Annotated in this window: 26 protein-coding genes; 2 read left to right on the top strand and 24 right to left on the bottom strand. The window is 37.3% G+C overall.

Translation table 11 applies throughout. The annotated features are described in order from the left end of the window. Window positions 1-22 precede the first annotated feature (22 nt). The 8 genes from BN1372_RS05380 to BN1372_RS05345 all read right to left on the bottom strand — a co-directional run bounded on the left by BN1372_RS05380 (window position 23) and on the right by BN1372_RS05345 (window position 7,823). Window positions 23-256, bottom strand: coding sequence for an acyl carrier protein (locus tag BN1372_RS05380; RefSeq protein WP_062197823.1), 234 nt, complete (start codon window positions 254-256; stop codon window positions 23-25). Window positions 257-301: 45 nt separating this feature from the next. Then, the gene (fabG, locus tag BN1372_RS05375; protein WP_062197822.1) at window positions 302-1,045 is read right to left on the bottom strand and encodes a 3-oxoacyl-[acyl-carrier-protein] reductase; all 744 of its coding nucleotides are present in this window, start codon (window positions 1,043-1,045) and stop codon (window positions 302-304) included. Then, window positions 1,042-1,989 carry an ACP S-malonyltransferase gene (gene fabD / locus BN1372_RS05370; RefSeq protein ID WP_062197821.1) on the bottom strand — a complete coding sequence of 316 codons (948 nt, stop codon included), beginning with the start codon at window positions 1,987-1,989 and terminating at the stop codon, window positions 1,042-1,044. Before fabD ends, fabG begins: the two co-directional genes overlap by 4 nt. Continuing rightward, window positions 1,990-2,991: a phosphate acyltransferase PlsX gene (plsX, locus tag BN1372_RS05365; protein ID WP_062197820.1), complete on the bottom strand. Its 1,002-nt coding sequence runs from the start codon at window positions 2,989-2,991 to the stop codon at window positions 1,990-1,992. A gap of 4 nt (window positions 2,992-2,995) precedes the next feature. After that, window positions 2,996-3,568, bottom strand: coding sequence for a transcription factor FapR (gene fapR / locus BN1372_RS05360; protein ID WP_062197819.1), 573 nt, complete (start codon window positions 3,566-3,568; stop codon window positions 2,996-2,998). A 78-nt stretch (window positions 3,569-3,646) separates the two neighbouring features. Further along, the gene (recG, locus tag BN1372_RS05355; RefSeq protein WP_062197818.1) at window positions 3,647-5,692 is read right to left on the bottom strand and encodes an ATP-dependent DNA helicase RecG; all 2,046 of its coding nucleotides are present in this window, start codon (window positions 5,690-5,692) and stop codon (window positions 3,647-3,649) included. A 62-nt stretch (window positions 5,693-5,754) separates the two neighbouring features. Beyond that, window positions 5,755-7,443, bottom strand: a complete 1,689-nt coding sequence (locus BN1372_RS05350; protein WP_062197817.1) for a DAK2 domain-containing protein — start codon at window positions 7,441-7,443, stop codon at window positions 5,755-5,757. A gap of 17 nt (window positions 7,444-7,460) precedes the next feature. After that, the gene (locus BN1372_RS05345; RefSeq protein ID WP_062197816.1) at window positions 7,461-7,823 is read right to left on the bottom strand and encodes an Asp23/Gls24 family envelope stress response protein; all 363 of its coding nucleotides are present in this window, start codon (window positions 7,821-7,823) and stop codon (window positions 7,461-7,463) included. Window positions 7,824-7,851: 28 nt separating this feature from the next. Between BN1372_RS05345 and BN1372_RS05340 the strand changes: the two genes are divergently transcribed. Together BN1372_RS05340 and rpmB are read left to right on the top strand one after the other, a co-directional pair. Beyond that, window positions 7,852-8,169 carry a hypothetical protein gene (locus BN1372_RS05340; protein ID WP_147515341.1) on the top strand — a complete coding sequence of 106 codons (318 nt, stop codon included), beginning with the start codon at window positions 7,852-7,854 and terminating at the stop codon, window positions 8,167-8,169. A gap of 213 nt (window positions 8,170-8,382) precedes the next feature. Beyond that, the gene (gene rpmB, locus BN1372_RS05335) at window positions 8,383-8,571 is read left to right on the top strand and encodes a 50S ribosomal protein L28 (RefSeq protein ID WP_062197814.1); all 189 of its coding nucleotides are present in this window, start codon (window positions 8,383-8,385) and stop codon (window positions 8,569-8,571) included. 43 nt (window positions 8,572-8,614) lie between these two features. On the opposite strand, the gene spoVM is transcribed toward rpmB, so the two are convergent. The 16 genes from spoVM to BN1372_RS05255 form a co-directional block, all read right to left on the bottom strand. Further along, window positions 8,615-8,698 carry a stage V sporulation protein SpoVM gene (gene spoVM / locus BN1372_RS05330; RefSeq protein ID WP_062197813.1) on the bottom strand — a complete coding sequence of 28 codons (84 nt, stop codon included), beginning with the start codon at window positions 8,696-8,698 and terminating at the stop codon, window positions 8,615-8,617. A 188-nt stretch (window positions 8,699-8,886) separates the two neighbouring features. Then, complete coding sequence (locus BN1372_RS05325) at window positions 8,887-9,540, bottom strand: thiamine diphosphokinase (protein ID WP_062197812.1); 654 nt, start codon at window positions 9,538-9,540, stop codon at window positions 8,887-8,889. A 5-nt stretch (window positions 9,541-9,545) separates the two neighbouring features. Then, a complete protein-coding gene (gene thiT, locus BN1372_RS05320; protein ID WP_062197811.1) occupies window positions 9,546-10,100 on the bottom strand; it encodes an energy-coupled thiamine transporter ThiT in 555 nt (184 codons plus the stop codon). A 331-nt stretch (window positions 10,101-10,431) separates the two neighbouring features. After that, window positions 10,432-11,076 (bottom strand): ribulose-phosphate 3-epimerase, encoded by a 645-nt coding sequence (gene rpe / locus BN1372_RS05315; RefSeq protein WP_062197810.1) that lies wholly within the window; start codon window positions 11,074-11,076, stop codon window positions 10,432-10,434. A 2-nt stretch (window positions 11,077-11,078) separates the two neighbouring features. Then, window positions 11,079-11,957, bottom strand: a complete 879-nt coding sequence (rsgA, locus tag BN1372_RS05310) for a ribosome small subunit-dependent GTPase A (RefSeq protein ID WP_062197809.1) — start codon at window positions 11,955-11,957, stop codon at window positions 11,079-11,081. Between the two features lie 51 nt (window positions 11,958-12,008). Continuing rightward, window positions 12,009-13,991 (bottom strand): Stk1 family PASTA domain-containing Ser/Thr kinase, encoded by a 1,983-nt coding sequence (gene pknB, locus BN1372_RS05305; protein ID WP_062197808.1) that lies wholly within the window; start codon window positions 13,989-13,991, stop codon window positions 12,009-12,011. 4 nt (window positions 13,992-13,995) lie between these two features. Next, window positions 13,996-14,754 carry a Stp1/IreP family PP2C-type Ser/Thr phosphatase gene (locus BN1372_RS05300; protein ID WP_062197807.1) on the bottom strand — a complete coding sequence of 253 codons (759 nt, stop codon included), beginning with the start codon at window positions 14,752-14,754 and terminating at the stop codon, window positions 13,996-13,998. 4 nt (window positions 14,755-14,758) lie between these two features. Beyond that, a complete protein-coding gene (gene rlmN, locus BN1372_RS05295; RefSeq protein ID WP_062201123.1) occupies window positions 14,759-15,838 on the bottom strand; it encodes a dual-specificity RNA methyltransferase RlmN in 1,080 nt (359 codons plus the stop codon). Window positions 15,839-15,869: 31 nt separating this feature from the next. Further along, on the bottom strand, window positions 15,870-17,210 hold the full coding sequence (rsmB, locus tag BN1372_RS05290; protein WP_062197806.1) for a 16S rRNA (cytosine(967)-C(5))-methyltransferase RsmB: 1,341 nt from the start codon (window positions 17,208-17,210) through the stop codon (window positions 15,870-15,872). A gap of 1 nt (window position 17,211) precedes the next feature. After that, on the bottom strand, window positions 17,212-18,156 hold the full coding sequence (gene fmt, locus BN1372_RS05285) for a methionyl-tRNA formyltransferase (RefSeq protein WP_062201126.1): 945 nt from the start codon (window positions 18,154-18,156) through the stop codon (window positions 17,212-17,214). A 22-nt stretch (window positions 18,157-18,178) separates the two neighbouring features. Further along, the gene (gene priA / locus BN1372_RS05280) at window positions 18,179-20,590 is read right to left on the bottom strand and encodes a primosomal protein N' (RefSeq protein WP_062197805.1); all 2,412 of its coding nucleotides are present in this window, start codon (window positions 20,588-20,590) and stop codon (window positions 18,179-18,181) included. Beyond that, entirely contained in the window at window positions 20,587-21,792 is a 1,206-nt protein-coding gene (coaBC, locus tag BN1372_RS05275) for a bifunctional phosphopantothenoylcysteine decarboxylase/phosphopantothenate--cysteine ligase CoaBC (RefSeq protein ID WP_062197804.1), read from the bottom strand. The genes priA and coaBC overlap by 4 nt, the downstream gene beginning before the upstream one ends. Window positions 21,793-21,904: 112 nt before the next feature. Further along, a complete protein-coding gene (gene rpoZ, locus BN1372_RS05270) occupies window positions 21,905-22,105 on the bottom strand; it encodes a DNA-directed RNA polymerase subunit omega (RefSeq protein WP_062197803.1) in 201 nt (66 codons plus the stop codon). Then, complete coding sequence (gene gmk, locus BN1372_RS05265; RefSeq protein WP_062197802.1) at window positions 22,105-22,725, bottom strand: guanylate kinase; 621 nt, start codon at window positions 22,723-22,725, stop codon at window positions 22,105-22,107. Before gmk ends, rpoZ begins: the two co-directional genes overlap by 1 nt. Before the next feature lie 20 nt (window positions 22,726-22,745). Beyond that, on the bottom strand, window positions 22,746-23,009 hold the full coding sequence (remA, locus tag BN1372_RS05260) for an extracellular matrix/biofilm regulator RemA (RefSeq protein WP_062197801.1): 264 nt from the start codon (window positions 23,007-23,009) through the stop codon (window positions 22,746-22,748). 25 nt (window positions 23,010-23,034) lie between these two features. Further along, complete coding sequence (locus BN1372_RS05255) at window positions 23,035-23,916, bottom strand: YicC/YloC family endoribonuclease (protein WP_062197800.1); 882 nt, start codon at window positions 23,914-23,916, stop codon at window positions 23,035-23,037. Window positions 23,917-23,919 lie beyond the last annotated feature (3 nt).

The raw sequence follows: 23,919 nt of genomic DNA, 5'->3' as shown, positions 1-23,919 counted from the left end.
GGGACTTTATCACGTAGCATTATTATTTATTGTTGTTTATGTAGTCCACTACATTTTTCACTGTTACGATTTTTTCTGCATCTTCCTCGTTGATTTCCATATCAAAAGCATCTTCCAGTTCCATTACTAATTCTGTAATATCAAGAGAATCTGCACCTAAATCATCTTTAAAAGAAGCTTCCGGTGTAACTTTTTCAGCTTCTACACCTAAACGATCTACAACGATTTGTGTTACTTTTTCTAAAACGTCTGCCATTGTCTTTCACCTCCCCTCAAGTATGTTATATACAAAAGTACATTATCACATAACCATGCCACCATCAACATTAATTGTTTGTCCTGTGACATAGGATGCTTCATCCGTACATAAAAATGCAACAACATGTGCAATGTCTTCAGGTTTCCCTAATCTAGCAAGCGGAATTTGTTTTAATAATTCTTCTTTATATTCCCCTTTTAATGTGTCGGTCATATCGGTCGCAATAAAACCAGGCGCTACCGCATTCACCGTAATATTACGACTTGCTAATTCTTTTGCAGTTGTTTTTGTCAGTCCGATCACACCTGCTTTAGCTGCCACGTAATTCGCTTGCCCTGGGTTTCCAATTAATCCAACGACAGAAGCAATGTTCACAATTCGACCATAGCGTTGTTTTAACATCGGACGAGTAACCGCTTTTGTACATAAAAAGACACCTTTTAAATTCGTTTGAATGACCGCATCAAAATCTTCTTCTTTCATTCGCATTAATAACATATCACGTGTAATTCCCGCATTGTTTACAAGAATATCCACTTTCCCAAATGTATCTATCGTTTGTTTTACTAATGCGTCTACCGATGCTTGGTTATCGACATTTGCTTGAACTGCAATACTATTTTGACCAAGTTGTTTAATTTGTTCGACAACTTCTAACGCTTTTTGTTCGTTCCCACTATAGTTTACAACAACGTCTGCTCCTTGTGTCGCTAATTCTAATGCGATTGCTCGACCAATACCACGAGAAGCTCCTGTTACAATTGCAGTTTTTTCAGTTAATTTCATGCGCGCGCCTCCTTTAATTTTTGACCTACTTCACGAGCTGTTTCAAGGTCAAAGACAGAAAATGTTTGTACTTGTCGGTTTACTTTTCGAACAAGCCCAGTTAACACTTTTCCTGAACCGATTTCTACAAACGTATCTACTCCTTGCTCGATTAACATTTCTACGGTTTTTTCCCATTGCACAGGAGAAGTAAGTTGCCGTAATAACTTTTCTTTGATTTCGTCTTTATTTGTCATCGCTTCCGCAAGAACATTATTCACAACCGGAATAGTCGCATCGTGAATATCTAACGAATCTAGCACATTTTTTAAATTAGTTGCAGCAGGTTCCATTAAGGAGGAATGGAATGGACCGCTTACTGTTAAAGGAATCACCCGGCGTGCACCACGTTCTTTAATAAGAGCAGATGCCTTTTCTACTCCTTCTTTCGTTCCAGAAATAACAATTTGGCCGGGACAATTAATATTTGCTACTTCTACAACGTCACCAGCGGCTGTTACTTCTTTTGTCGTTTCTACTATCATCGTAAACTCGCCACCTAACACAGCAGCCATTGTTCCAAATCCCGCAGGTAACGCTTCTTCCATAAATAAACCACGTTTTCTCACTGCATACACAGCATCTTCAAAAGAAAGTGCACCAGCAGCACATAACGCTGAATATTCTCCTAAACTATGTCCCGCTGTAAAATCTGGTTGGATGTCGTATTCTTTGATTACTTCTAACAAAGCCATACTCATTGTTAACAAGGCAGGTTGTGCATTTTCTGTTCGTGTTAGTATTTCTTGTGGCCCATTAAAAATATATTCCGTTAACTCCATTGCAAGACGATCATTTGCTTGCAAAAAGATATTTTTTGCTCTTTCATGGTTATCATATGCGTCTTTCCCCATTCCAACCGTTTGTGATCCTTGTCCTGGGAAAATAAAAGCCATTTTACTCATTTAAGATTCCCCTTTCGCAGGCATTTCTTCTATTGTTTCGATAATTCTATCCACTACCTGTTGTTCCACCATATTTTTTGCTTGACGAATTGCACTAAAAAAGGCTTGTGGATCAGAAGAACCGTGCGCTTTAATCACTGGTGCTTTTAAGCCAAATAAACCTGCTCCACCGTATTCTGAATAGTCGAGCTTTGCTTTCATTTGTTTTAATTGTGGTTTTAACAGAAGTGCTCCCATTTTACTTGTAAACGAACTTAGTAACTGTTCTTTTAACATCGAAAAAATCGAAAGTGCAGTCCCTTCTACCGTTTTCAATAACACATTTCCAGCAAATCCATCCGTTACAAGCACGTCACAAACACCATTTAATACATCGCGCGCTTCTACGTTTCCGACAAAATGAACCGGAGCTTCTTTTAAAAGTGGGAAAGCTTGTTTACAAAGTTCATTCCCTTTTTTATCTTCTGTTCCAACGTTTAACAAACCAACACGTGGTTGTTTAACTCCACGAACTTTTTCTGCATACACACTTCCCATGATGGCATATTGCACTAAATACTCCGGCTTTGCATCCATATTTGCTCCCGCATCAATCAATAAAAAACCGTTTCCGACTGTTGTTGGTAATGTCGGAGCAAGTGCAGGACGATCAATACCCTCCATCCGTCCAACGATAAAAAGTCCTGCCGCCATAAGAGCACCTGTATTTCCTGCTGAAAGGCATGCATCTGCCCGGTTTTCTTTTACTTCTTTCGCTGCAAGTACGAGTGATGCTTGTTTTTTTCTACGAACGGCACGTACCGGTTCATCGGTACCTTCTATTTTTTCTTCTGTATGTAAAATCGTTAATCGTTCTCTTTGTGTCAGATAAGGAGCCATTTTTTTTTCGTCTCCAACAAGTATAACTTCTAAATTAGGAAAGGCATCCAACGCTTTCATCACACCGGCAATCGGCGCTTCTGGTGCATTGTCCCCCCCCATTGCATCTACTGCTAATTTCATCTTTTCACTCCTTTTCCTCGTTCGATCGGTACATAGAAAATTGCCCTTTAAAAACACGTTCATCTCGTACATAACTTTGTACTTCAATAATTGTTCGTAACGAACGATCATCTTGTGCATCTATTACCCGAGCTTTTGCTACTACTCGTTCACCAATATGTACTTGTCTCACAAAGTGAATCGTTGCTTTTGACGTTAAGGCAAGTTCATCATTGATAATAGCCGTTGCAAGAGAATTGGCTTGTGCAAATAAATGATGTCCCCTAGCAATTTTAGTGCGTGCAAAGACGTGGTCTTGTTGAATATCTAAAATAGAGATTCCACTTTTATCTAATTCAATATCGATAATTTCCCCAATAACCTCTTCCACTTGAAGCGACTTTAACTCATCCAATTGTTTTTGTGCCACCATTTTAATACGCTCTCTTAATTCAGGAATGGCGAGCTCCATTCGGTCTAGGCGAATCGTTTGAATACTTACTTCAAACATTTTCGCCAAGTCTTCATCCGTTACAAATGGTTTTTCTTGAATCGTCTTTTTCAGTTCTACTTGTCGCTCCTTTTTGCTACGTTTCATTTTATCCACCGTCCATAATTATGACTAGGTACTAATAGTAGTATATAAAAAAAATGATAGAAGTTCAATCACTATTTATTAATCTAAATGTATTTCGTCAAAAATTCCTGTTCTTTCTAATTCCTCTTTTAATGCTGCATATGCTGTATTTTGGAATAATTCATTCGTCGTTACAAGTACGGTTGCATCCGTTTGAGCTGTCGCAAGCATACGATAATCATGCACAATATCTGCTACTTTAAACTGTGGCAAACCGCTTTGTTTCGACCCAAAAAAATCTCCTGGTCCACGCAATTCTAAGTCTCGTTCCGCTAGTTCGAATCCATTCGTTGTTTGCGTCATAATGAGCATTCGTTCTTTCCCAATTTCTGATTTCGGGTTGGCTATTAAAATACAATATGATTGAAAACTTGCACGCCCTACTCGTCCGCGCAATTGGTGTAATTGTGCTAACCCGAACCGTTCCGCATCATAAATGACCATCGTTGTCGCGTTCGGTACATTCACTCCTACCTCTACAACAGTCGTCGATACTAATACATCCACCTCATTCGCACTAAAAGCCTCCATGACTGCATCTTTTTCATCAGAAGACAATCTACCGTGCATAAGGCCAACTTGATGCGTTTTAAAATGTTGTTTTAATCCTTCATACACGTCGATGGCATTTTGTAAATCCAATTTTTCTGATTCTTCAATCAATGGACAAATCACATAAGCCTGATGACCTTTTTGCAATTCTCGTTCGACAAATGCTAATACTTGTCCGTATGCTTCATGCTTTACATGAACAGTTTTTACCGGCTTTCTTCCTTTTGGCATTTCGTCAATAGAAGACACATCCATATCTCCAAAAGTAGTTAACGCCAAAGTTCGCGGAATAGGAGTCGCCGTCATAAATAACACATTTGGATTTTCCCCTTTTTCACGTAATACTTTTCGTTGATTCACCCCGAAACGATGTTGTTCATCCGTAATGACAAGGCCTAACCGTTGAAAGTTTACTTCATCTTGAATAAGCGCATGCGTGCCAACTAATAAATCAATTTCCCCATTACGCAATGCTTCTAACAATGCCTTACGTTTTTTTCCTTTCACCCGGCTCGTTAATAATTCAACTCGAATAGGATAATCTGCAAACATCGTAGTAAGGGATTCAGCATGTTGCTCTGCTAAAATTTCTGTTGGAACCATTAACGCACTTTGGTAATTAGCAAGGTTTGCCGCATACATACTAACTGCCGCTACGACTGTTTTTCCTGATCCGACATCTCCTTGGACAAGTCGATTCATTTGGTACTCACTTTTTAAATCGCGCATAATTTCTTGAATAACACGATGTTGTGCATTCGTTAACACAAACGGTAACGCTTGGATAAATTGCTGGATGGCATCATCTGAAAAAATAAAAGGTTGACCTTGTGTTTTTTCTCTTTCTATTTTTCGATATACTTGCATTTTAAGCTGAAATAATAACAATTCTTCATATGCAATTCTTCTTCTCGCTTGTTTGGCATGTTCATGTGTTTTTGGAAAGTGCATGTAATACAAAGCACTTTTTTTACTAATTAACTTATACCGTTCTTGATGTATTTTTGGTAACGTTTCTTCAATGTAGGGGCCAAACTGTTTAAATGCTTGAAACATCCAAGCGCGAAATCGTGTCATTTTTAATTTCTGTCCAAGCGTATAGACCGGTTCTAGTTGCTTTATGGCAATTTCATTTTTAGTAAGCAATCGTTTCGCTGTTAATGTTGCTTTATGTCTATCCCATTTTCCAGAAACGATTACCGTATCCCCGGGTTGAATTTTACTTTTTAAATAAGATTGATTAAAAAAAATGACGTGGATTAAATAACGTTCTACGAGCAATCGAAACGATAAGCGCGATTTCCTTTTCCCATAATATTTTAAAATTGGATTGCTTTGTACTTTCCCTTCAATCGTTACCTTTTCTTCATGTTCGATTTCTTCTATGTTTTTTAATGAATAATCTTCGTAACGGTACGGAAAATAATGAAATAAATCCTCAATCGTTACAATGCCTAACTCATGCATTGCCTCTTGACTTCCTTTTCCGATTCCATCAATCAACGATACTGATTGCATGAGCATGTTTTCCATCTTTCGCCCTCCCCTCTAACACGATAAAAAAGGGACTGGCACGATACCAATCCCCCTTTTTGTTATTCAACCGCAATAATAAAACTATATAAAGGTTGATTTCCTTTATGAAATTCAACTTCTACATCCGCCATTGTTTCTTCCAAAAATTGTTCTATTTTTTCTTGTTCTTCTGTCGTTACGTCTTCTCCAGATAGAACTGTCACAATTTCTGCATTCTCATCGACCATTTTCGAAAGAAGTGCTTTTGTCGCTTCAATTTTATCTTCATTTGTTCCGACAATTTTACCTTCTAAAATCCCCATAAATTGACCTTTTTTAATTTCTACTCCGTCAATGGATGTATCACGAACTGCATACGTTAATTGCCCACTTTTAACGGTTTGTAGTGCATCTGTCATCGCTTTCGTATTTGCTTCTTCTGTATCTTCTGGATTAAAAGCTAATAAAGCAGTCATCCCTTGAGGAATCGTTTTAGAAGGAACTACAATCACTTTACGGTCTTCTACTAATTCTGCTGCTTGATTCGCCGCCATCACAATGTTTTTATTATTTGGTAATACATATACGACATGAGCATTCGTTTCTTCGACTGCTTTTACGATATCTTCAGTACTAGGGTTCATCGTTTGACCCGCTTCGATAATATGCGTAGCTCCGATACTTGTAAATAATTCTTTTACTCCATCGCCTAAAGCAATCGTTACGATGCCGTATGCTTTTTCTTCTTCTCTTTCACTTTTAGAAGTTGGTCCTTCAAACGCTTGTTTTGCTTCTTCTAAAATGTGTGTATGTTGTTCACGCATGTTTTCAACTTTCATATTGATTAAACTACCAAAAGATTGCGCATACGTTAACACTTCTCCCGGTTGCTCAGCATGAACGTGTACTTTTACAAGTTCTTCATCATTCACAACCAGTAAAGAGTCGCCCATTGTTGCTAGTTTATTACGAAATGCTTGCTCTTCAAATGGTGTTTTTTCGAGTTTTTCCTGTTCGAATTTCACCATAAATTCCGTACAGTATCCGTATTTAATATCCTCTGTTGATAATTGTGTTTGCGCATGACGATGGTGTTCTGCTTGCACAAGGTCATCCATAGATGGCGTTGATTCAGTACGAACAGGTAACGCTTCTCCTTTTAAAACAGCTAAAAAGCCTTCGTAAATTGTTACTAATCCTTGTCCACCGCTATCTACTACCCCAACTTCTTTTAAAACTGGCAAAAACTCTGGTGTTTGATCTAAAGCAATTTGCGCAGCTTGTAAAATTTCTTCCATTACAACCACGATATCATCTTCGTGTTTCGCTACGCTGATTCCTTTTTTTGCTGCTTTTTTTGCAACTGTTAAAATCGTTCCCTCTACTGGCTTCATAACAGCTTTATAGGCTGTTTCTACACCCGCTTCAAAAGCTTTTGCTAGTTGCATGGACGTAATAGTTTCTTCGTCTGCAATCATTTTAGAAAATCCACGGAATAATTGCGATAAGATTACTCCTGAATTACCACGAGCGCCCATTAAAAGACCACGAGCTAAAAGACTAGCTACTTTCCCAACATGTTCATTTGGGTTATTTTGCACTTCTTTTGCACCTTGCGTCATGGATAAATTCATATTTGTTCCTGTATCTCCGTCTGGTACAGGAAATACGTTTAACGCATCAATCATGTTTGCATTGTCAGACAAATGTTTTGCACCGTATGCGACCATTTGTCCGAACATTTTACCGTTTAATCTAGTGAGTGTCACTTTTGTCTTCCTCCTACCTAAGGATTCGTCACCCGAACGCCTTGCACATAAATGTTGACTGAATCAACGTTTAAGCCAAGCGTTTGCTGTAATGTATACTTTACTTTTTCTTGCACATTGTGTGCGACTTCAGAAATTTTTGTACCATAGCTTACAATAATATACATATCGATATGTACACTATCCTCTTCTTGACGAACGATAATCCCTTTTTGAAAATTTTCTTTTTTTAATAACTCGGAAATTCCATCTTTTAATTGTTTTTGTGATGCCATGCCGACAATACCATAAACAACAACCGCAGCTCCACCCGCAATTGTTGCAATCACATTATTGGATACTTCGATTTCACCAAATTCTGTTTTCATTTCGATGGACATATTCAATCCTCCTTTGGTTTTAAAACCGATGGATAACGAAATCTTCTATTTACGAAAAATCTTTCATCGCAAACAGCAAGAAGAACCTATCTATCTTTTACATAAAAAGGCGCAGGGCGCTTGGTCACCCGACGCAGGAATAAGGCACTTGATAGAAAACGTAATATTTATCGTTGTTATCAAGAAACTTATTCCTACGCCGGTTGCGCTTGGCACTTCTCGTAAAGCATTCTTATCTGTAAATGGAATTAAGCGAACAGAAAAAAATTCCAACCTCTTCACTAGGCAGTTAAGAGGGGCGACGTTTTTTCACCCATTCATGGGGGTTAAAAATATTTTACTATAAGATGCTTAAATTTTGAAGGCAAGCTTTGGAAGTAACAAATAAAAACATAACCATCTCATAGTTAGCATTACTTTGATTCATTTGTCAAGTAATTATTCTTGAAATGGTATTTGCAATTCTAGTTATCACATGATAAGATAAATTAGTATTTTTACAAAAACGGTTTTTATCGTCTAAATAAACGACGATGTCGTAAAAGAGGAGGGACATTTTATGGCACGTAAATGTGTAGTAACTGGTAAAGGACCTCGCACTGGTAATGCTCGTTCTCACGCTTTAAACGCTTCGAAACGTAAATGGGGTGCAAACGTTCAAAAAGTTCGTATTCTTGTGAATGGAAAACCTAAACGCGTGTACGTTTCTGCTCGAGCATTAAAATCAGGTAAAGTAGAGCGTGTTTAATCCATACACAAAAAAGCATCCTAATAGATAGGATGCTTTTTTGTTAAGCTTCTTTTTTAAAAGAATTTAAAATAACACGAATGAATCCACCGAGAAATCTAGGTAATTTAATCGTATAAAACTTCATATCCCGATCCTCCTCTGATTACTCGCTCACAATATAGCCATCTTACACCATCGATGGGTTCCATCTTTTACGAACAATTGAACCTTTCGCTTATCTGTTTCTTTGCTTAAAGCGGTGGTCTTACTGCTCGTTCATGAGGGATAAAATGAACTTCGTACTATTACTCTATTCATGAATGGACAAAAATATCATTGCTTTTCATCTTTACTTTGCAAAATGAGCAATAGCCCATCTGTAAAGGAAAAGGTTGCTTTATTTGCTACAATTTCATTGCTAATACAAAGGGAATTTCCCCAAGTTAACGTTTCATTTTGTAACGGATATTTCACACCTTCTATTGTTAACTGTTCGACCGGACTAGAAAAAGGCAAAAATGATAAATAGTGGTAGTTTCTCGTTTGCTTCACATCGTAACGACCTGGTTGTTTTAACGTTAATTTATTTTGTTTATCAATCAGCCACATTTCTACACTCGTGTGGATACTTTTAATAAGTAATTGAACATTCATTAACCCGTGATCTAATCTCCCGCCAGTTGCACCGAACACAATAATATTAGCGGGTTGTTTTTGTAAAGCCCAATCAATTGCTAATTCTAAATCAGTGGCATCTTTTTCTTTCGGATACGGATATACAATTTCCACTTGTTTTAATGCTTCAATTCGGTCTGTTTCAGATAACGAATCAAAATCACCGAATGCCACTTTTGGTGTAATCCCTGCTTGTAGGAGATGATACACTCCTCGGTCCACACCAATCCAGACGGTATCTTTTTGATGATATATCGTCAAGTCTGGATAATATTCTACGGGGCCACCAGCTACAATGGCAATCGTTTTCATGCTATTCACCCTTCTTTTCGAAAAAGTTGCGGTGCAGTTTTTGCCATAACAATTAAAATAAACGCACATAACACAAAGCTCGGAATTAAGAAAGAACTATTGTATACAACCGAGTATTCTAACACAGGTGTTCCTTCTGGTGCAAATTCTCCAAACCAAACGAATCCACTAATAACATGTGCCACTAATCGAAGCATAATTCCAATAAACGAACCGATTATAATGTAAAGAACTTTTTTTCCTTCAGACATTGAACCTTTCAAAATAAATAACCCACTAAGGCCGAGCACCATATAAGCAATCGGATAATCTAGTAATGCTTGTACGGGGTGTACAATATAACCATAAAATAATTGAATACCACCAACTAAAAGTCCTGTTAACAATCCGCCCTTTAATCCATAGCGAAAGCCCATTAATAAAATAGGAATCATTGCAATCGAAATAGATCCTCCGTTTGGCCATAATTTAATGCTAAATACACCAGATAAATAATCTAAAATAATCCCTAACGCTGCCATCATGGCAACTTCTGTTATAAATTTTGTTTTTGAACTCATGTTGCTTTCCCCATTTCTATTGTCTAATTAAATAAAGAAATCTTCCATCAGCGTGGTTTTTACCCTTTCCCCACAGATAGTTAAACGTACTTATCCCACTTTCATCAAAAAGCAGAGAAGGGCAGTTTAATCCCCACCTAACTGTTTTTTAGGTTCTACCTTAACATGTTGAAGTTGGGGCCTTACTGCACGTTGATGAGGGATTAAAAAACCACTACACCGATAGATGTAGTGGCTTCTCCACTCCCTTCTAAGGCATGATCCTTCAGGTTCAATGGGTCGGAAGAAGCACTTCCCTCTCAGCCTATCTCTCTAGACTCCCCTTGTGGTTTTATTCTCTTATTTTTTGTATAGCTGCTGCACGATTTTCTTTGTTATAAATAGCAGATCCTGCAACTAACACATTCGCTCCCGCTTCGATGCATTGTTTTGCTGTTTGTTCATTTACTCCACCATCTACTTCGATTTCAATATCTAGTCCTAACTCATCGACCATTTGACGGACTTTTTGAATTTTTGGTAAAACCGATGGAATAAACGATTGCCCACCAAATCCAGGATTTACCGTCATTAATAATACTAAGTCTACATCTGGTAAAATGTGTTGAATCGTTTCGACTGGCGTAGCTGGATTTAACACGACGCCCGCTTTTTTGCCTTGTTCTTTAATTAAATGAACAGTGCGATGTAGATGCGGGCATGCTTCAACATGGACGGAAATAATATCTGCTCCCGCTTTTGCAAAGGCAGGAATATATCGATCTGGATTTTCAATCATTAAATGAACATCTAACGGTAAAGTAGTAATAGGGCGAATACTTTGAACAATTAATGGACCGATGGTGATGTTCGGAACAAAGTGTCCATCCATGACATCTACATGAATATAATCTGCCCCTCCACGTTCGACATCTTTAATTTCTTCCCCTAATTTTGCAAAATCAGCTGATAAAATGGATGGTGCTATTTTTATCACAGTTAATACCTCCGTTTTTCTTCGATTTCCTCTAAAAATGATACATAATGTTCATAACGAAAGGATGCTATTTCGTTTGTTTCTACTAATCTTTTTACTTCACATTTTGGTTCTTTCCGGTGCAAGCAACCCCGGAATTTACATTGCCCTTTTACGGCATGCATTTCTAAAAAATAATCTGTTAATTGTTCTTTTTCAAGATGGGTTAAATCAAGATTAGAAAATCCAGGTGTATCTGCTACATATCCTCCGCATACAGACAACAACTCTACATGACGGGTCGTATGCTTTCCTCGCCCTAGATGTTTCGATATCTCTCCCGTTTGTAGCTGTAACGACGAATCGGTGGCATTTAAAAGAGAAGACTTTCCGACACCTGATTGGCCAGCAATTACACTAATTTTCCCGCCTATTTTACCTTTGATTGCAACATGTCCTTCAGAGTCTTGAATAGATGTTAAAAAAACATCATACCCAATTTTTTTATAGATTTCTGCATAGTGTAAAATCGCTTCTTTTTCCTCTGCTCGAACTAAATCCATTTTACTTATAATGATGACGGGTGTTACTCGTTCCGCCTCCGCTAATACTAAAAAGCGATCTAATAAATGCGTATTAAACGCTGGCTCTACAGCTGAGAAAACGAGAAGGACTTGATCTACATTTGCAATTGGCGGTCGCACAAACGCATTTTTACGTTCACACAACTCTAATACATACCCTAATCCTTCTGTTTCCATATCAAACTTTACCCAGTCGCCAACAAGCGGCGTAACTTTTTCCTTGCGAAAACGCCCTCTCGCTCGGCAACGAACTAATTTGTCTTCACTTTGCACATCGTAAAATCCACTTAACGAACGGATAATTTTCCCTTCTTGCATAACACCCTCCTATTTTTTAAAAACCAACAACATGATGCTTGAATTCCAATATTATAATCCTTTTTTCGCCGTTTCATAATCAATAGTTTGATTACGAACTTCTTTTCCATCTAACACCACTCGATAAGTAGCAACTTTTTTATCGGTTACGACTAAAGGCAAGACGTATGTCTTCGATTGGGTAATCGCTTCTTCTATAAATTTTTGTTCTTTAGCATTTTCTGCATCCGTGTAAAAAATTTGAACATTTCGGCTACCAGAGTCAGCTGGAATATCCATTTCAATTTTTTGATTCACATTTATTTTCTTTTCACCGTTTGTTTGTTCCTCCTCGTCCTTGTCATCATTCGGAATGGTTGCAGGATCTTTTCCTTTCGAAATCGTAATGACTACTTCCGATCCTTTTTTTACTTCTTCTGATGATTTTGGTGATTGGGCCATTACTTTCCCTGGTTCGACGGTATCCGAGTAACTTTCTTCCATTTTCACTTTTAGTCCATTAGAAGATAAATAATATTCCGCTTCTCCAACAGATAACCCAACGAGATTGCCTAATAAAATTGATTGTGCGCCTTTACTATAGTACATAAATACAGTTGTTTCCTCTGGTATTACTTTTTCGCCTTTTACAGGATGCTGTTTCATTATTTGATTTTCAGGTACATCCACGCTCTCTTCTTCAATCCATTCTATTTTTTCAAATCCTTTTTCTTTTAATAATGCTGCCACTACTTCTTTATCTTTCCCTACATAATCCAGCATTTTTATTTTTTCTTTCCCCATACTAACATATAAAAGGACAGTACTTTTTTCTTTTACGGTACTTTTCGCTTCCGGATCTTGTTTAAACACTTTTCCAGCTTCGACTTCGCTATTTGGCAGCTCTTTCTTTTCTACATCTAAATTAAGATTCGATAATATTTCGTATGCTTCTGCATAATCTTTATTTGTCACATCTGGCATAACAACATCTTCTACATACAATAATTTAGGAATGAAAAATAGTAAAAGAAGAAATAGAACAAAAAAACTACTTCCGATAATCCACCATTTTTTATTGTTTTTCTTTTTTGCATTGGTTCCTTTTTGCTCTTCTTGTTTTTTTATATTTTCTGCTGTGTGTTTTGATATATCTCCTTCTGTAATAGGTGGAATTATAGCTGTGTTTTCCTCTTCATAAGTCGACATTTTTATTCGTTCTTCATGTAACCGTTCTGGCGATAGAGCAGTGTCTAAATCAGTTAACATCTCCGAAACAGAAGCATAACGATAATTTGGATCTTTATGGACTGCCTTTAAAATAATATTTTCCACGCTTTGTGGAATAGTAGGATTAAACGTTGTTGGCAATGGAATCTCTTCTTGCAAATGTTTAATCACAATGGAAACAGCAGAATCTCCAGTAAAAGGTAGTCGGCCAGTCACCATTTCGAATAGCACAATACCTAAAGAATAAATATCTGTTTTTTCATCAACGATTCCGCCGCGTGCTTGTTCTGGTGATAAATAATGAATTGACCCCATAACAGCATTTGTTCGTGTAATCGTCGTTTGTGTCATGGCTGTGGCAATACCAAAATCCGTCACCTTCGCATTTCCATATTCATCTAGTAATATATTATGAGGCTTTAAATCTCGATGAATAATATGATTCGCATGGGCATGGGAAATGGCAGACGTAATCTGTTCCATAATATGAACGGCTTCATCTACTGGAATCACACCACGTTTTTGTATGTATTGTTTTAAAGTCGTTCCTTCTACAAATTCCATTACAATAAAATAATAGGGTTCATCATATCCCACATCATACACACTGACAATATTAGGGTGATCTAAAGAAGTCGTTGATTGTGCTTCCCGGTGAAAGCGCTTCACAAACTCCTCATCTCCTACGAGTTCTGGTCGTAATACTTTCACTGCTACAATTCTGTCTAAAATTAAATCATTCGCTTTATATACTTGCGCCATCCCGCCGCCACCAATGGCTTCTAAAATTTTATACCGTCCGGTTAAATGTTGTCCAATTAACACCTCATCACCTTCTTTCTTCTTCCGTTTGCGCGATGACATTTTGAACAAGAGCTAACGTAATATTGTCTTCTCCACCGTAGTCGTTCGCTTGTTGAATGAATAAATCAATCGTTTCCTCTAACGATTCACTGTTTCGCAATAGTCTCTCCATCTCTTCTTTTGTTAATTTATTAGAGAGCCCATCACTACACAATAATAAAATGTGCCCTATATCCCATGTAATCGTTTGGATATCAATAGAAACAGTAGGTTCCGTACCGATCGCCCGTAATAGAATATTTTTTTTCGGATGATTTTCGGCTTCTTGTTTTGAAATTTGTCCTGCCTTGAGTAGTTCTTGTACAAAGGAATGATCTTCTGTTTTCAATTGTAACGTTCCTTCATGATACATATACAAGCGACTATCTCCAACATGTGCCATCGTAACAAAATCTTCTGTACAAATTGCTACAACAAGGGTCGTACCCATTCCTTGGCACATGTCATGTTCAAGAGAATAACGATACAACGATTCGTTTGTTTTTGCAATCGTTTCTTTTAACCATTGTTCTGCACGAATAGGCGATTGTACCGCTTCTGTTTCATTCCAATACTTTTGAATGCATTGTGTAGCCATAAAACTCGCAACATCTCCAGCATTATGGCCACCCATCCCGTCTGCAATGACAACGCAAAGTTCCCCGTAGTCATTGCGAAAAATTCCTCCATTGTCTTCATTATGCTCTCTTACTTTTCCTTGATCGGTTCGAAACTTTGCTAACATGTTTTCACCTCGTTTCTTCGCGACGCTCCTTATGACGTAATTGCCCACACGCTGCATCAATATCGTGCCCTTGTTCCCGTCTAACGGTTACATTGACTCCACGATCTTGAAGCGTTTTTTGAAAGGCTAAAATTTGTTTTTTCGGTGTTCGCACATAATCGCGTTCAGGCACATAATTCACAGGAATTAAATTAACATGACATTTGATATTCCCAATTAAATCGGCTAATTCATTTGCATGTTCAATCGAATCATTCACGCCACCAAATAAGCCATATTCAAATGAAACACGTCGGTTTGTTTTTTTTACGTAATAGTCAACTGCTTTTAATAAATCTTCTAACGGATACGCTTTATTAATAGGCATAAGTTGTGTTCGCAATGAAGTGTTCGGGGCATGTAAGCTAATTGCAAAATTCACTTGTAACCCTTCATTCGCAAAATCATAAATTTTAGGCACGATTCCGCTTGTTGATACGGTAATATGTCTTGCACCAATATTAATTCCTTTTTCATCGTTAATAATACGAATAAAGTTCATTAAGGAGTCGTAATTATCAAATGGTTCTCCAATCCCCATAACAACAATACTAGATACACGTTCATCCGTTTTATCTAATTCCCGTTGAACATGGACAACTTGTGAAACAATTTCTCCAGGAGTTAAATGACGTTTCAAGCCACCTAACGTCGAGGCACAAAACGTACAACCAATGCGACAACCAACTTGTGTCGTCACACAAATACTATTACCATAGTTATGACGCATTAAAACCGTTTCAATTGAAAGGCCATCTTTTAGTTCAAATAAAAATTTAATCGTTCCATCAGAAGAAACTTGTTTCACCACTTCTTTTAACGTTGTAATCGAAAAGTTTTCCGTTAATTTTTCACGTAATCCTTTCGATAAATTCGTCATCTCTTCAAACGATGTTGCTCGTTTATCGTATAACCATTCATAAATTTGTGTTGCCCGAAAAGCTGGTTCCTTCACTTCTTTTAACCACGCTTTTAATTGCGGTAACGTATATGAATAAATAGACGGAAGTTCATTTGTTTGCACTTGTTCGATTGTTTTTTCCATCTTAACACCTTTTCCTTTTTCCATTTTTTCTTTACTTCACAAAACAAGCAATAAAAAAGCCATCGGAGTCTAAATCACAAGGCAATAATTGCACCATACTTTTTTCTTTCATAAAGCGCTGTACAGCAGGTTCCACTCGATTATATAACGTATCATCGAGCGAAAAATCTGGATGTTTTCGTAAAAATTGCTGTACGACTGCTTCATTTTCTTTCTGGTCAATCGTACATGTGCTATATACTAATTTTCCACCTTTTTTCAACAGTTGGACAACTTCTTCCAAAATGTCTTGCTGAATCACCGGTAACCGTTCAATGTCTTTTTCTGATTTTTGCCACTTAGCATCTGGTTTTCTACGTAACACCCCAAACCCGCTACACGGTGCGTCTACTAAGATCCGATCAAAGGACTCCTTCTCAAACACTTCCGTTAACCGTCTAGCATCTCCTTCTATCGCTTGAACATTTGTCAGCTGTAAACGATCCTTTTGGTCGTGAATTAATTTTACTTTATGCTTGTGTAAATCAATTGCCATTACTTGACCAGTTTGATGTAATCGTTCTCCGATATGTGTCGTTTTTCCACCAGGTGCTGCACATGCATCTAACACCACGGAATCTTTTGGAACATCTAATGCATCCACTACTAACATCGAGCTTTCATCTTGCACGGTATAAAATCCTTCTTGAAAAGCTGGAATTTTAGTCGGATTTCCTTTTTCAATGACAATCCCATCTTTACTAATCATGCTTTTTCTGGCTTCTATTCCATGTTCCGCTAACATTTTTAACACTTCATCGCGAGTGACTTTTGTTCGATTTACCCGAATGCTCATATTCGGTGTCTTTAAATTAGATGCACAAATTTCAATCGCTTTTTCTTCTCCATATTGATCGATAAAACGTTTTACCAACCATTTTGGATGACTATACATAATACTTACGCGTAGAAGTGGATCGTCAATATCTTCAATCTTAGGTAGTCCGTTTCGCTCGATATTTCGTAAAACACCATTGACAAATTGACCAATTCCTTTATGCCCTCTTTTTTTAGCGATTTCTACTGCTTCATAAAAAATTGCATGATTAGGTACCCGGTCTAAATACACCATTTGATAAATCGACATTTTTAATAATATTTTCACCCAAGGTGCTGTCTTTTTCTTGTTTGAAAGAAACGAAGCAACATAATACTCTAACGTATTATCATGTTGTACAACACCATACACAATTTCTGTTAATAAACCGATATCTTTGGCATTTAAATTCGATTTCTCAATCACTTGATTTAATAACAAATTGCTGTACGCACGATTTTTTTCAATTTGTATTAACGTATCTAACGCGATTTCACGCAGCGTTTTTTCTTTCATTTTAATCCCCTAACTTCATCCCAACTTGCAAATGATTTCCAGCACCATTTAAAAATTGTTCTGCTGTCATTCGCTTTTTACCAGATGGTTGAATATCTACTAATTTAATCGCAGTTTCATTTCCAGTTCCAATGACAAATCCATCTTTTTCAATGGCGATAATTTCGCCTGGTGACTGATTTTTTGTTGTTTTCACTTTTTGTCCCCACCATACTTTTAATGGTTTTCCTTCTAGGATCGTAAATGCTACTGGCCACGGATGTAAACCACGAATTTGATTATAAATAGCTTCTCCATCTTTTGACCAGTCTATTTTTTCTTCCTCACGCGTAATATTCCACGCATATGTCACAAGTGATTCTTCTTGTTGCTTTGGTTCAATCGATTGTTCCATTAATTTTGGCATCGTATCCGATAACAACGCAGCACCAGCCATACTTAATTTATCGTGTAAACTTCCAACATTGTCTTCTTCTTCAATCGGAACAACTACTTGCGTTAAAATATCTCCTGCATCCAATTTTTCAACCATATACATAATGGTCACACCCGTTTCTTTTTTTCCGTCGATAATCGCCTTATGAATTGGTGCTCCTCCGCGATATTGTGGCAATAAAGAAGCATGGACATTAATACAACCAAGTTTTGGGGCTTCTAATAAAACAAGCGGCAAAATTTGCCCATATGCAGCCGTTACGATTAAATCTGGTTGTAATGCTAATAATTGTTGTAATTCAGCAGAATCTCGTAATTTTTCCGGTTGATATACTGGAATTTGATGTTTTAATGCCGCTTCTTTTACAGGTGGTGGTGTAATAATTCTTTTTCTTCCTTTTGGTCGGTCTGGTTGGGTAACGACAGCACAAACATCATACCCATCTTTGACTAATTGATCTAAAACAGGAACCGAAAAATCAGGAGTCCCCATAAAAATAATTTTTAACACGTTAAACGCCAACCTTTCTTCCCTACATCATATGATATGGATTCAAATCAATTTGAATGGATAAATCTTCTTTCGTCATTTTACTTTGATAACGTTCGATAATTTGTTTTAATACTTGCTTTAAATGTGGTTCTCGTTTGTATTTTATCATTGTCTGAAAACGATATCTATCATTCAAACGAGGAATAGAAGATGGCACTGGCCCAAGAACCATCGCTTCATTTGATATATTTTTTTGAATATATCTCGATATTTGGTCTAACGTACGGTTTGCTAATATACCATCATAATGACTAACCGTAATTAATGCTACATAATAATACGGTGGATAATGTAGCATTTTCCGAATAGCCATTTCCTTTTCAAAAAACATATGATAATCATACTGACTCGCTAGCTCAATACTATAATGGTCTGGTGTATAACTTTGCACGACTACTTCTCCCGTTAATTCATGGCGACCAGCACGGCCACTAACTTGCGTAATAAGTTGAAAGGTTCGCTCCGATGCCCGAAAATCCGGAAGATGCAACATCGAATCTGCTGCTAATACTCCTACTAACGTCACATTTGGAAAGTCAAGACCTTTCGCAATCATTTGAGTTCCTAATAAAATCTGAGCTTCTTGTTTTTCAAATGCTGTTAAGAGTCGTTCATGAGATCCTTTTCTACTTGTCGTATCGACATCCATCCGAATCACGTTTGTTTCAGGTAATAGTTTCGTTAACTCTTCTTGAATCCGTTCTGTACCAGTTCCAAAAAAACGAATATGTTCACTGCCACACTCTGGACATGTTTGCGCCATTGGAGTCTCATACCCACAATAATGACACTTCATTTTGTGACCTGTCCGGTGATAGGTTAACGAAATGTCACAATGCGGACATTCGATTACGTGACCACAACTTCTACACATAACAAACGTAGAATATCCACGACGGTTTAATAACAACACAATTTGTTCATTTTTTTCTAGTCGGTCTTTTATCTTTTCTAATAAAAGACGAGAAAACATCGAACGATTCCCAGCGCGTAATTCATCTCGCATATCGATAATTTCTACTGAGGGCATCGGACGGTTATTCACTCGTTCTGTTAATTCCAATAAATGGTATACCCCTTTTTTTGCTCTAGCATATGATTCTAACATTGGAGTAGCACTCCCTAAAATGACAGGGCATTGATGATAAGAACCACGCCATTTTGCTACGTCACGAGCATGATATTTTGGATGATCTTCTTGCTTGTAGCTCGTTTCATGCTCTTCATCAATAATGATGACGCCTAAGTTTTCAAATGGAGCAAAAATAGCCGAACGTGCCCCAACGACAACTTGTACTTCCTTTCGGTAAATTTTTCGCCACTCATCAAATTTTTCACCGTGCGATAATCCGCTATGAAGTACGGCCACTTTCGAACCAAATCGACCAATAAATCGATCAACCATCATCGGTGTTAACGATATTTCCGGGACAAGAACAATAGCTTCTTGTCCATTTTCTATCACTTGTTCAATGATTTGCAAATAAACTTCTGTTTTCCCGCTTCCTGTCACCCCGTGCAATAGAAAGGTACCATACGTTTTTTCCAAAATTGATTGCAACACTGGTCGAATCGCTTTTTCTTGTTGAGGTGTTAACGCTAGTTTTGTCGTCTGTTTGTATGTTTTTTCGTGTGGGTTTCGGTACACTTCTTCTTCTTTTTCTAGAATTAGTTGTTTTTCCACTAAACTATGAATAGTCGATCGGCTGACATTGATTGTTTTCATCAATGTCGTCGATTCCATCGGTTCTGGATGTTTTAGCAAGTAGGTTAATAGTTCTTTTTGTTTGACTGCTTGACTTGGCAAATCAGTAATTGCTTGTTCTATTTGTTGTTTCGAACCGTTGACATGCACCACTTTTTTCATTTTTTTCTTTGTATGCTGCTGAATGGAATGATGAATTTCAATGATTTCTCGTTCTTTCATTTCTTTTAACGAACGAAATAATTGCGGATTTTTTTGAATTTGTTCGGTTGAAACTTTTGTTGTCTGTTGAAAAATAGTTTTCCATTCTGGTCGCAATAAATCAAGATTGGCATGTTCTTTTAAAATGACTTCTTTTTTTACCTTTACTTTTAATGCGCTAGGTAACATCGCTTGATAAGCTGTGACGAGAAAACATAACGTTTCTTCTGCTACTTGTTTTCCTAATACTAAGAGTTCTGACGTCAATACCGGTTCATAATCCAGTACATCTGAAATAGACTTTAAACGAGAAAACTCACTTGTATTGGTAAAATCAATCACAAAACCTTGTACTTTTCTAGCTCCAAAAGGAACGATCACTCGCATTCCTCGTTCTATGAACGGTTCATAATCGCTCGGTACACGATAATCAAATAATCGATTCGTCTGATTCGTTTTGACATCGACTAACACTTTTGCAATCATTGGATGAATCGTCGCTCCATTTCTGCCACTACTTCAGCTAATATTTCTTCTGCTACTTCTTTTTTTGATAATAATGGTAAATCGTGTTTTGTGCCATCTTTTCGGTAAATGACAACTTGGTTGGTATCGGATTTAAAACCGGCTCCCACTTGGGTAATATTGTTGGCAACAATAAAATCGGCATTTTTTGTTTGCAACTTCTTTTGAGCATTTGCTTCTACGTTTTCGCTTTCCGCTGCAAATCCTACTAGAATTTGGTTCGTTTTATTTTCACCAAGTGTTTTTAAAATATCAAATGTTCGCTCCATGTCAATGGACCAATCACCTGGTTGTTTTTTTACTTTTTGGTCAAATTGAACGACCGGTCGATAATCCGCAACTGCTGCTGCCTTAATCACGACGTCTTGTTCAGGATAACGTGTCATCACCACATCGTACATATCCGCAGCGGATGTAATTCGAACAACGTCTACTCCTTTTGGTGGCGTTAAATGAGTCGGACCTGTTACGAGCGTCACAATTGCCCCTAAATGACGGGCTATTTCCGCCAGTTCATACCCCATTTTACCGGATGAATGATTTGTAAAATAACGCACTGGATCAATTTTTTCTTGCGTTGGACCAGCTGTAATCAATACTTTTTTCCCTTGTAGCGGTTTATGTTCCAAAGCATCAAAATATTGTTTTAATTCTGCTACGATTTCCTCTGGTTCTTTTAATCGACCTGCCCCATTATAACCACAAGCCAAGTGCCCGCTATTTGGCTCAATGAAATGATAACCGAATGCTTTTAATGTTTGCATATTTTTCTTCACTGCTGGATGTTCATACATATGCACATTCATTGCTGGCGCGATAAAAACTGGTTTTGTCGTCGCTAATAATGTCGTAGAAATCATATCATCGGCAATGCCATTTGCCAGTTTTCCGATGATATTAGCAGTTGCTGGTGCAATGACAATCGCATCTGGCCAATCCGCTAAATCAATATGAGCAATGACGCTCGGGTCTTTTTCATCAAAAGTATCATCATATACTGGATGTTTCGACAATACTTGAAAGGTCAGTGGAGTTACAAATTGTTCTGCAGATTGACTCATCATGACACGAACTTGAAAGCCATTTTGTGTTAATTTACTCGTTAAACTAGCTGCTTTAAAAACAGCAATACCACCTGTGACACATAATAAAATGTTTTTCATTTTTGAATTCACTCCTCTATACAGACATCTTCCTTCTAGATGAATAGATGGATTATTTTACATGAAAAAAAGAACAACCTATAAACATAGGTTGTTTATGTTAGAACACTGCTTACATATTAGGACGCGTAATCGTTAATTTTCCTTCGTAGATTTCTTCTAATGCCATGCCGACATATTTATGAGATTTTGGTTTTTCTACATACATTTTTTTCGTTTCTTGAATGTCACGAGCTCGTCTTGCTGAAACAGTCACCAGTGTATATTTTGAATCTACAATTTTTAATAATTCATCAATCGATGGGTATAACATTAATCTTCAACCTCCGTTAAAATTTGTTTGTATTTTTTTTGAATTCGACTCCGTTTACAATGTTCTGCTACGACAATCGCATGGATGCGTTCGCATGCTGCTAACACAGAATCGTTTTCTACTACATAATCATACGAATCCATCATATCCATTTCCTCTTTGGCTACTTGAATACGATGGTTAATAATGTCCTCCGTTTCTGTTCCACGAGTCGTTAAACGATTTCTTAGTTCAGATAAACTAGGTGGTGCTAAAAAGATAAAAATGGCTTCTGGGAAATTTTTTTGTACTTGCATCGCACCTTGTACTTCAATTTCTAAAATGACATCTTTTCCTTCATTAATAGAATTTTGCACATAACCTAGTGGTGTACCGTAGTAATTCCCAACATATTCTGCCCATTCTAGCAATTCGTTTTTTTCAATCATTTGTTCAAATTCTTCTTTTGATTTAAAGAAATAATGCACACCGTGTTCTTCCCCAGGTCTTGGGTTTCTTGTCGTTGCCGAAACAGAGTATAAAATTTCTTTTTTTTGTTCTCGTAATGCTTTACATACTGTTCCCTTTCCTACCCCCGAAGGACCACTTAGGACGATTAATAATCCTTTTTCTTTATACATGTTGTAACTCCTTTATTCTGTTAATTTTCCTCTACTTCCATCTCTTTATCATGAAGGCGCTGTGCCACCGTTTCCGGTTGAATAGCAGATAAAATGATGTGATCACTATCTGTAATAATCACCGCTCTTGTACGTCTTCCATATGTAGCATCGACAAGTCGACTGCGTTCCCGCGCGTCTTGAATAACCCGTTTAATCGGAGCTGATTCTGGACTGACGATGGCAATAATTCGATTGGCAAACACAATATTGCCAAACCCGATGTTAATGAGCGTATTCCCCACATGAATTCCTCCTTCATCGTTGCTGCTACTCAATATTTTGAACTTGTTCTTTCATTTTTTCAATCATACTTTTTAATTCTACAACTTGTTTGCTAATATTCACATCTGTTGCTTTCGAACCAATCGTATTGACTTCTCTGTTCATCTCTTGGATAAGAAAATCAAGTTTGCGACCAACTGGTCCTTCTTCTTGAATAATCCTAGAAAATTGATCGAAATGGCTTTTTAATCTAGTGCATTCTTCTGTAATATCACACTTATCACTAAAAATCGCCACTTCCGTTAAAATTTTATATTCATCCCATTCCTCTGATTGTGATAACATTTCTTTTATTCGTTTTTCTAGCCGTTCTCGGTACTTTTGACACACTAACGGAGCGTGTTTTTGAATTTCTGTCAATACCGTGCGACATGTCTCCAGTTGAGTAGAGAAAGCCTGAAATAAAGTCTCTCCTTCTGTCACACGCATTTGGAATAGTTCTTCCATTGCTTCTTTTAAAGCGGCAAATAGTACTTTTTCTAACTCTTCATTTTCTTGTTCTTCTTCGATAATAGAAAAGGCATCTTCAAAGTGCAATAAATGATCAAGCGTAATGTCTGTATGTATATGTTGTTCTTTTTTTATCGTAGAAAGAGTCGACATAATCTCTTGTATTAAAGAATGATCTACTTTTATTTTTCGTTTCACAAATGCTCCGTCATCAATCGTCATAAAGATATCTAACCGTCCGCGATGAATGAATGAGCTAATTTGTTTTTTCATTTTATCTTCGTACATCATGAACTGTTTTGGCATACGAAATACTGTTTCTAAAAAACGATGGTTCACACTTTTTACTTCCACCGTTAAAAGTAAATCGTCTAGCCGCACGTTACTTCTACCATATCCTGTCATACTTTTTATCATTAT

This window comes from Massilibacterium senegalense (assembly GCF_001375675.1).
In the GTDB taxonomy this organism is placed as follows: domain Bacteria; phylum Bacillota; class Bacilli; order Bacillales; family Massilibacteriaceae; genus Massilibacterium; species Massilibacterium senegalense.
Note: the sequence above shows the minus strand (reverse complement) of the source record. Positions and strands in the feature narration are given on the sequence as shown.

Coding starts and splice junctions, on each gene's coding strand:
- fapR (WP_062197819.1), bottom strand. CDS start 3,568: ATGAAACGTAGCAAAAAGGAGCGACAAGTAGAACTGAAAAAGACGATT.
- gmk (WP_062197802.1), bottom strand. CDS start 22,725: ATGTATAAAGAAAAAGGATTATTAATCGTCCTAAGTGGTCCTTCGGGG.
- rsgA (WP_062197809.1), bottom strand. CDS start 11,957: ATGCAAGAAGGGAAAATTATCCGTTCGTTAAGTGGATTTTACGATGTG.
- BN1372_RS05300 (WP_062197807.1), bottom strand. CDS start 14,754: ATGTTAGCAAAGTTTCGAACCGATCAAGGAAAAGTAAGAGAGCATAAT.
- BN1372_RS05345 (WP_062197816.1), bottom strand. CDS start 7,823: ATGTCCATCGAAATGAAAACAGAATTTGGTGAAATCGAAGTATCCAAT.
- fabG (WP_062197822.1), bottom strand. CDS start 1,045: ATGAAATTAACTGAAAAAACTGCAATTGTAACAGGAGCTTCTCGTGGT.
- BN1372_RS05380 (WP_062197823.1), bottom strand. CDS start 256: ATGGCAGACGTTTTAGAAAAAGTAACACAAATCGTTGTAGATCGTTTA.
- fabD (WP_062197821.1), bottom strand. CDS start 1,989: ATGAGTAAAATGGCTTTTATTTTCCCAGGACAAGGATCACAAACGGTT.
- rsmB (WP_062197806.1), bottom strand. CDS start 17,210: ATGAAAGAAAAAACGCTGCGTGAAATCGCGTTAGATACGTTAATACAA.
- coaBC (WP_062197804.1), bottom strand. CDS start 21,792: ATGAAAAACATTTTATTATGTGTCACAGGTGGTATTGCTGTTTTTAAA.
- rpoZ (WP_062197803.1), bottom strand. CDS start 22,105: ATGTTATACCCATCGATTGATGAATTATTAAAAATTGTAGATTCAAAA.
- plsX (WP_062197820.1), bottom strand. CDS start 2,991: ATGAAATTAGCAGTAGATGCAATGGGGGGGGACAATGCACCAGAAGCG.
- rlmN (WP_062201123.1), bottom strand. CDS start 15,838: ATGGAAAAAACAATCGAACAAGTGCAAACAAATGAACTTCCGTCTATT.
- priA (WP_062197805.1), bottom strand. CDS start 20,590: ATGATTGCAAAAGTGTTAGTCGATGTCAAAACGAATCAGACGAATCGA.
- BN1372_RS05255 (WP_062197800.1), bottom strand. CDS start 23,916: ATGATAAAAAGTATGACAGGATATGGTAGAAGTAACGTGCGGCTAGAC.
- BN1372_RS05340 (WP_147515341.1), top strand. CDS start 7,852: ATGGATAACGAAATCTTCTATTTACGAAAAATCTTTCATCGCAAACAG.
- BN1372_RS05325 (WP_062197812.1), bottom strand. CDS start 9,540: ATGAAAACGATTGCCATTGTAGCTGGTGGCCCCGTAGAATATTATCCA.
- recG (WP_062197818.1), bottom strand. CDS start 5,692: ATGGAAAACATGCTCATGCAATCAGTATCGTTGATTGATGGAATCGGA.
- thiT (WP_062197811.1), bottom strand. CDS start 10,100: ATGAGTTCAAAAACAAAATTTATAACAGAAGTTGCCATGATGGCAGCG.
- spoVM (WP_062197813.1), bottom strand. CDS start 8,698: ATGAAGTTTTATACGATTAAATTACCTAGATTTCTCGGTGGATTCATT.
- rpmB (WP_062197814.1), top strand. CDS start 8,383: ATGGCACGTAAATGTGTAGTAACTGGTAAAGGACCTCGCACTGGTAAT.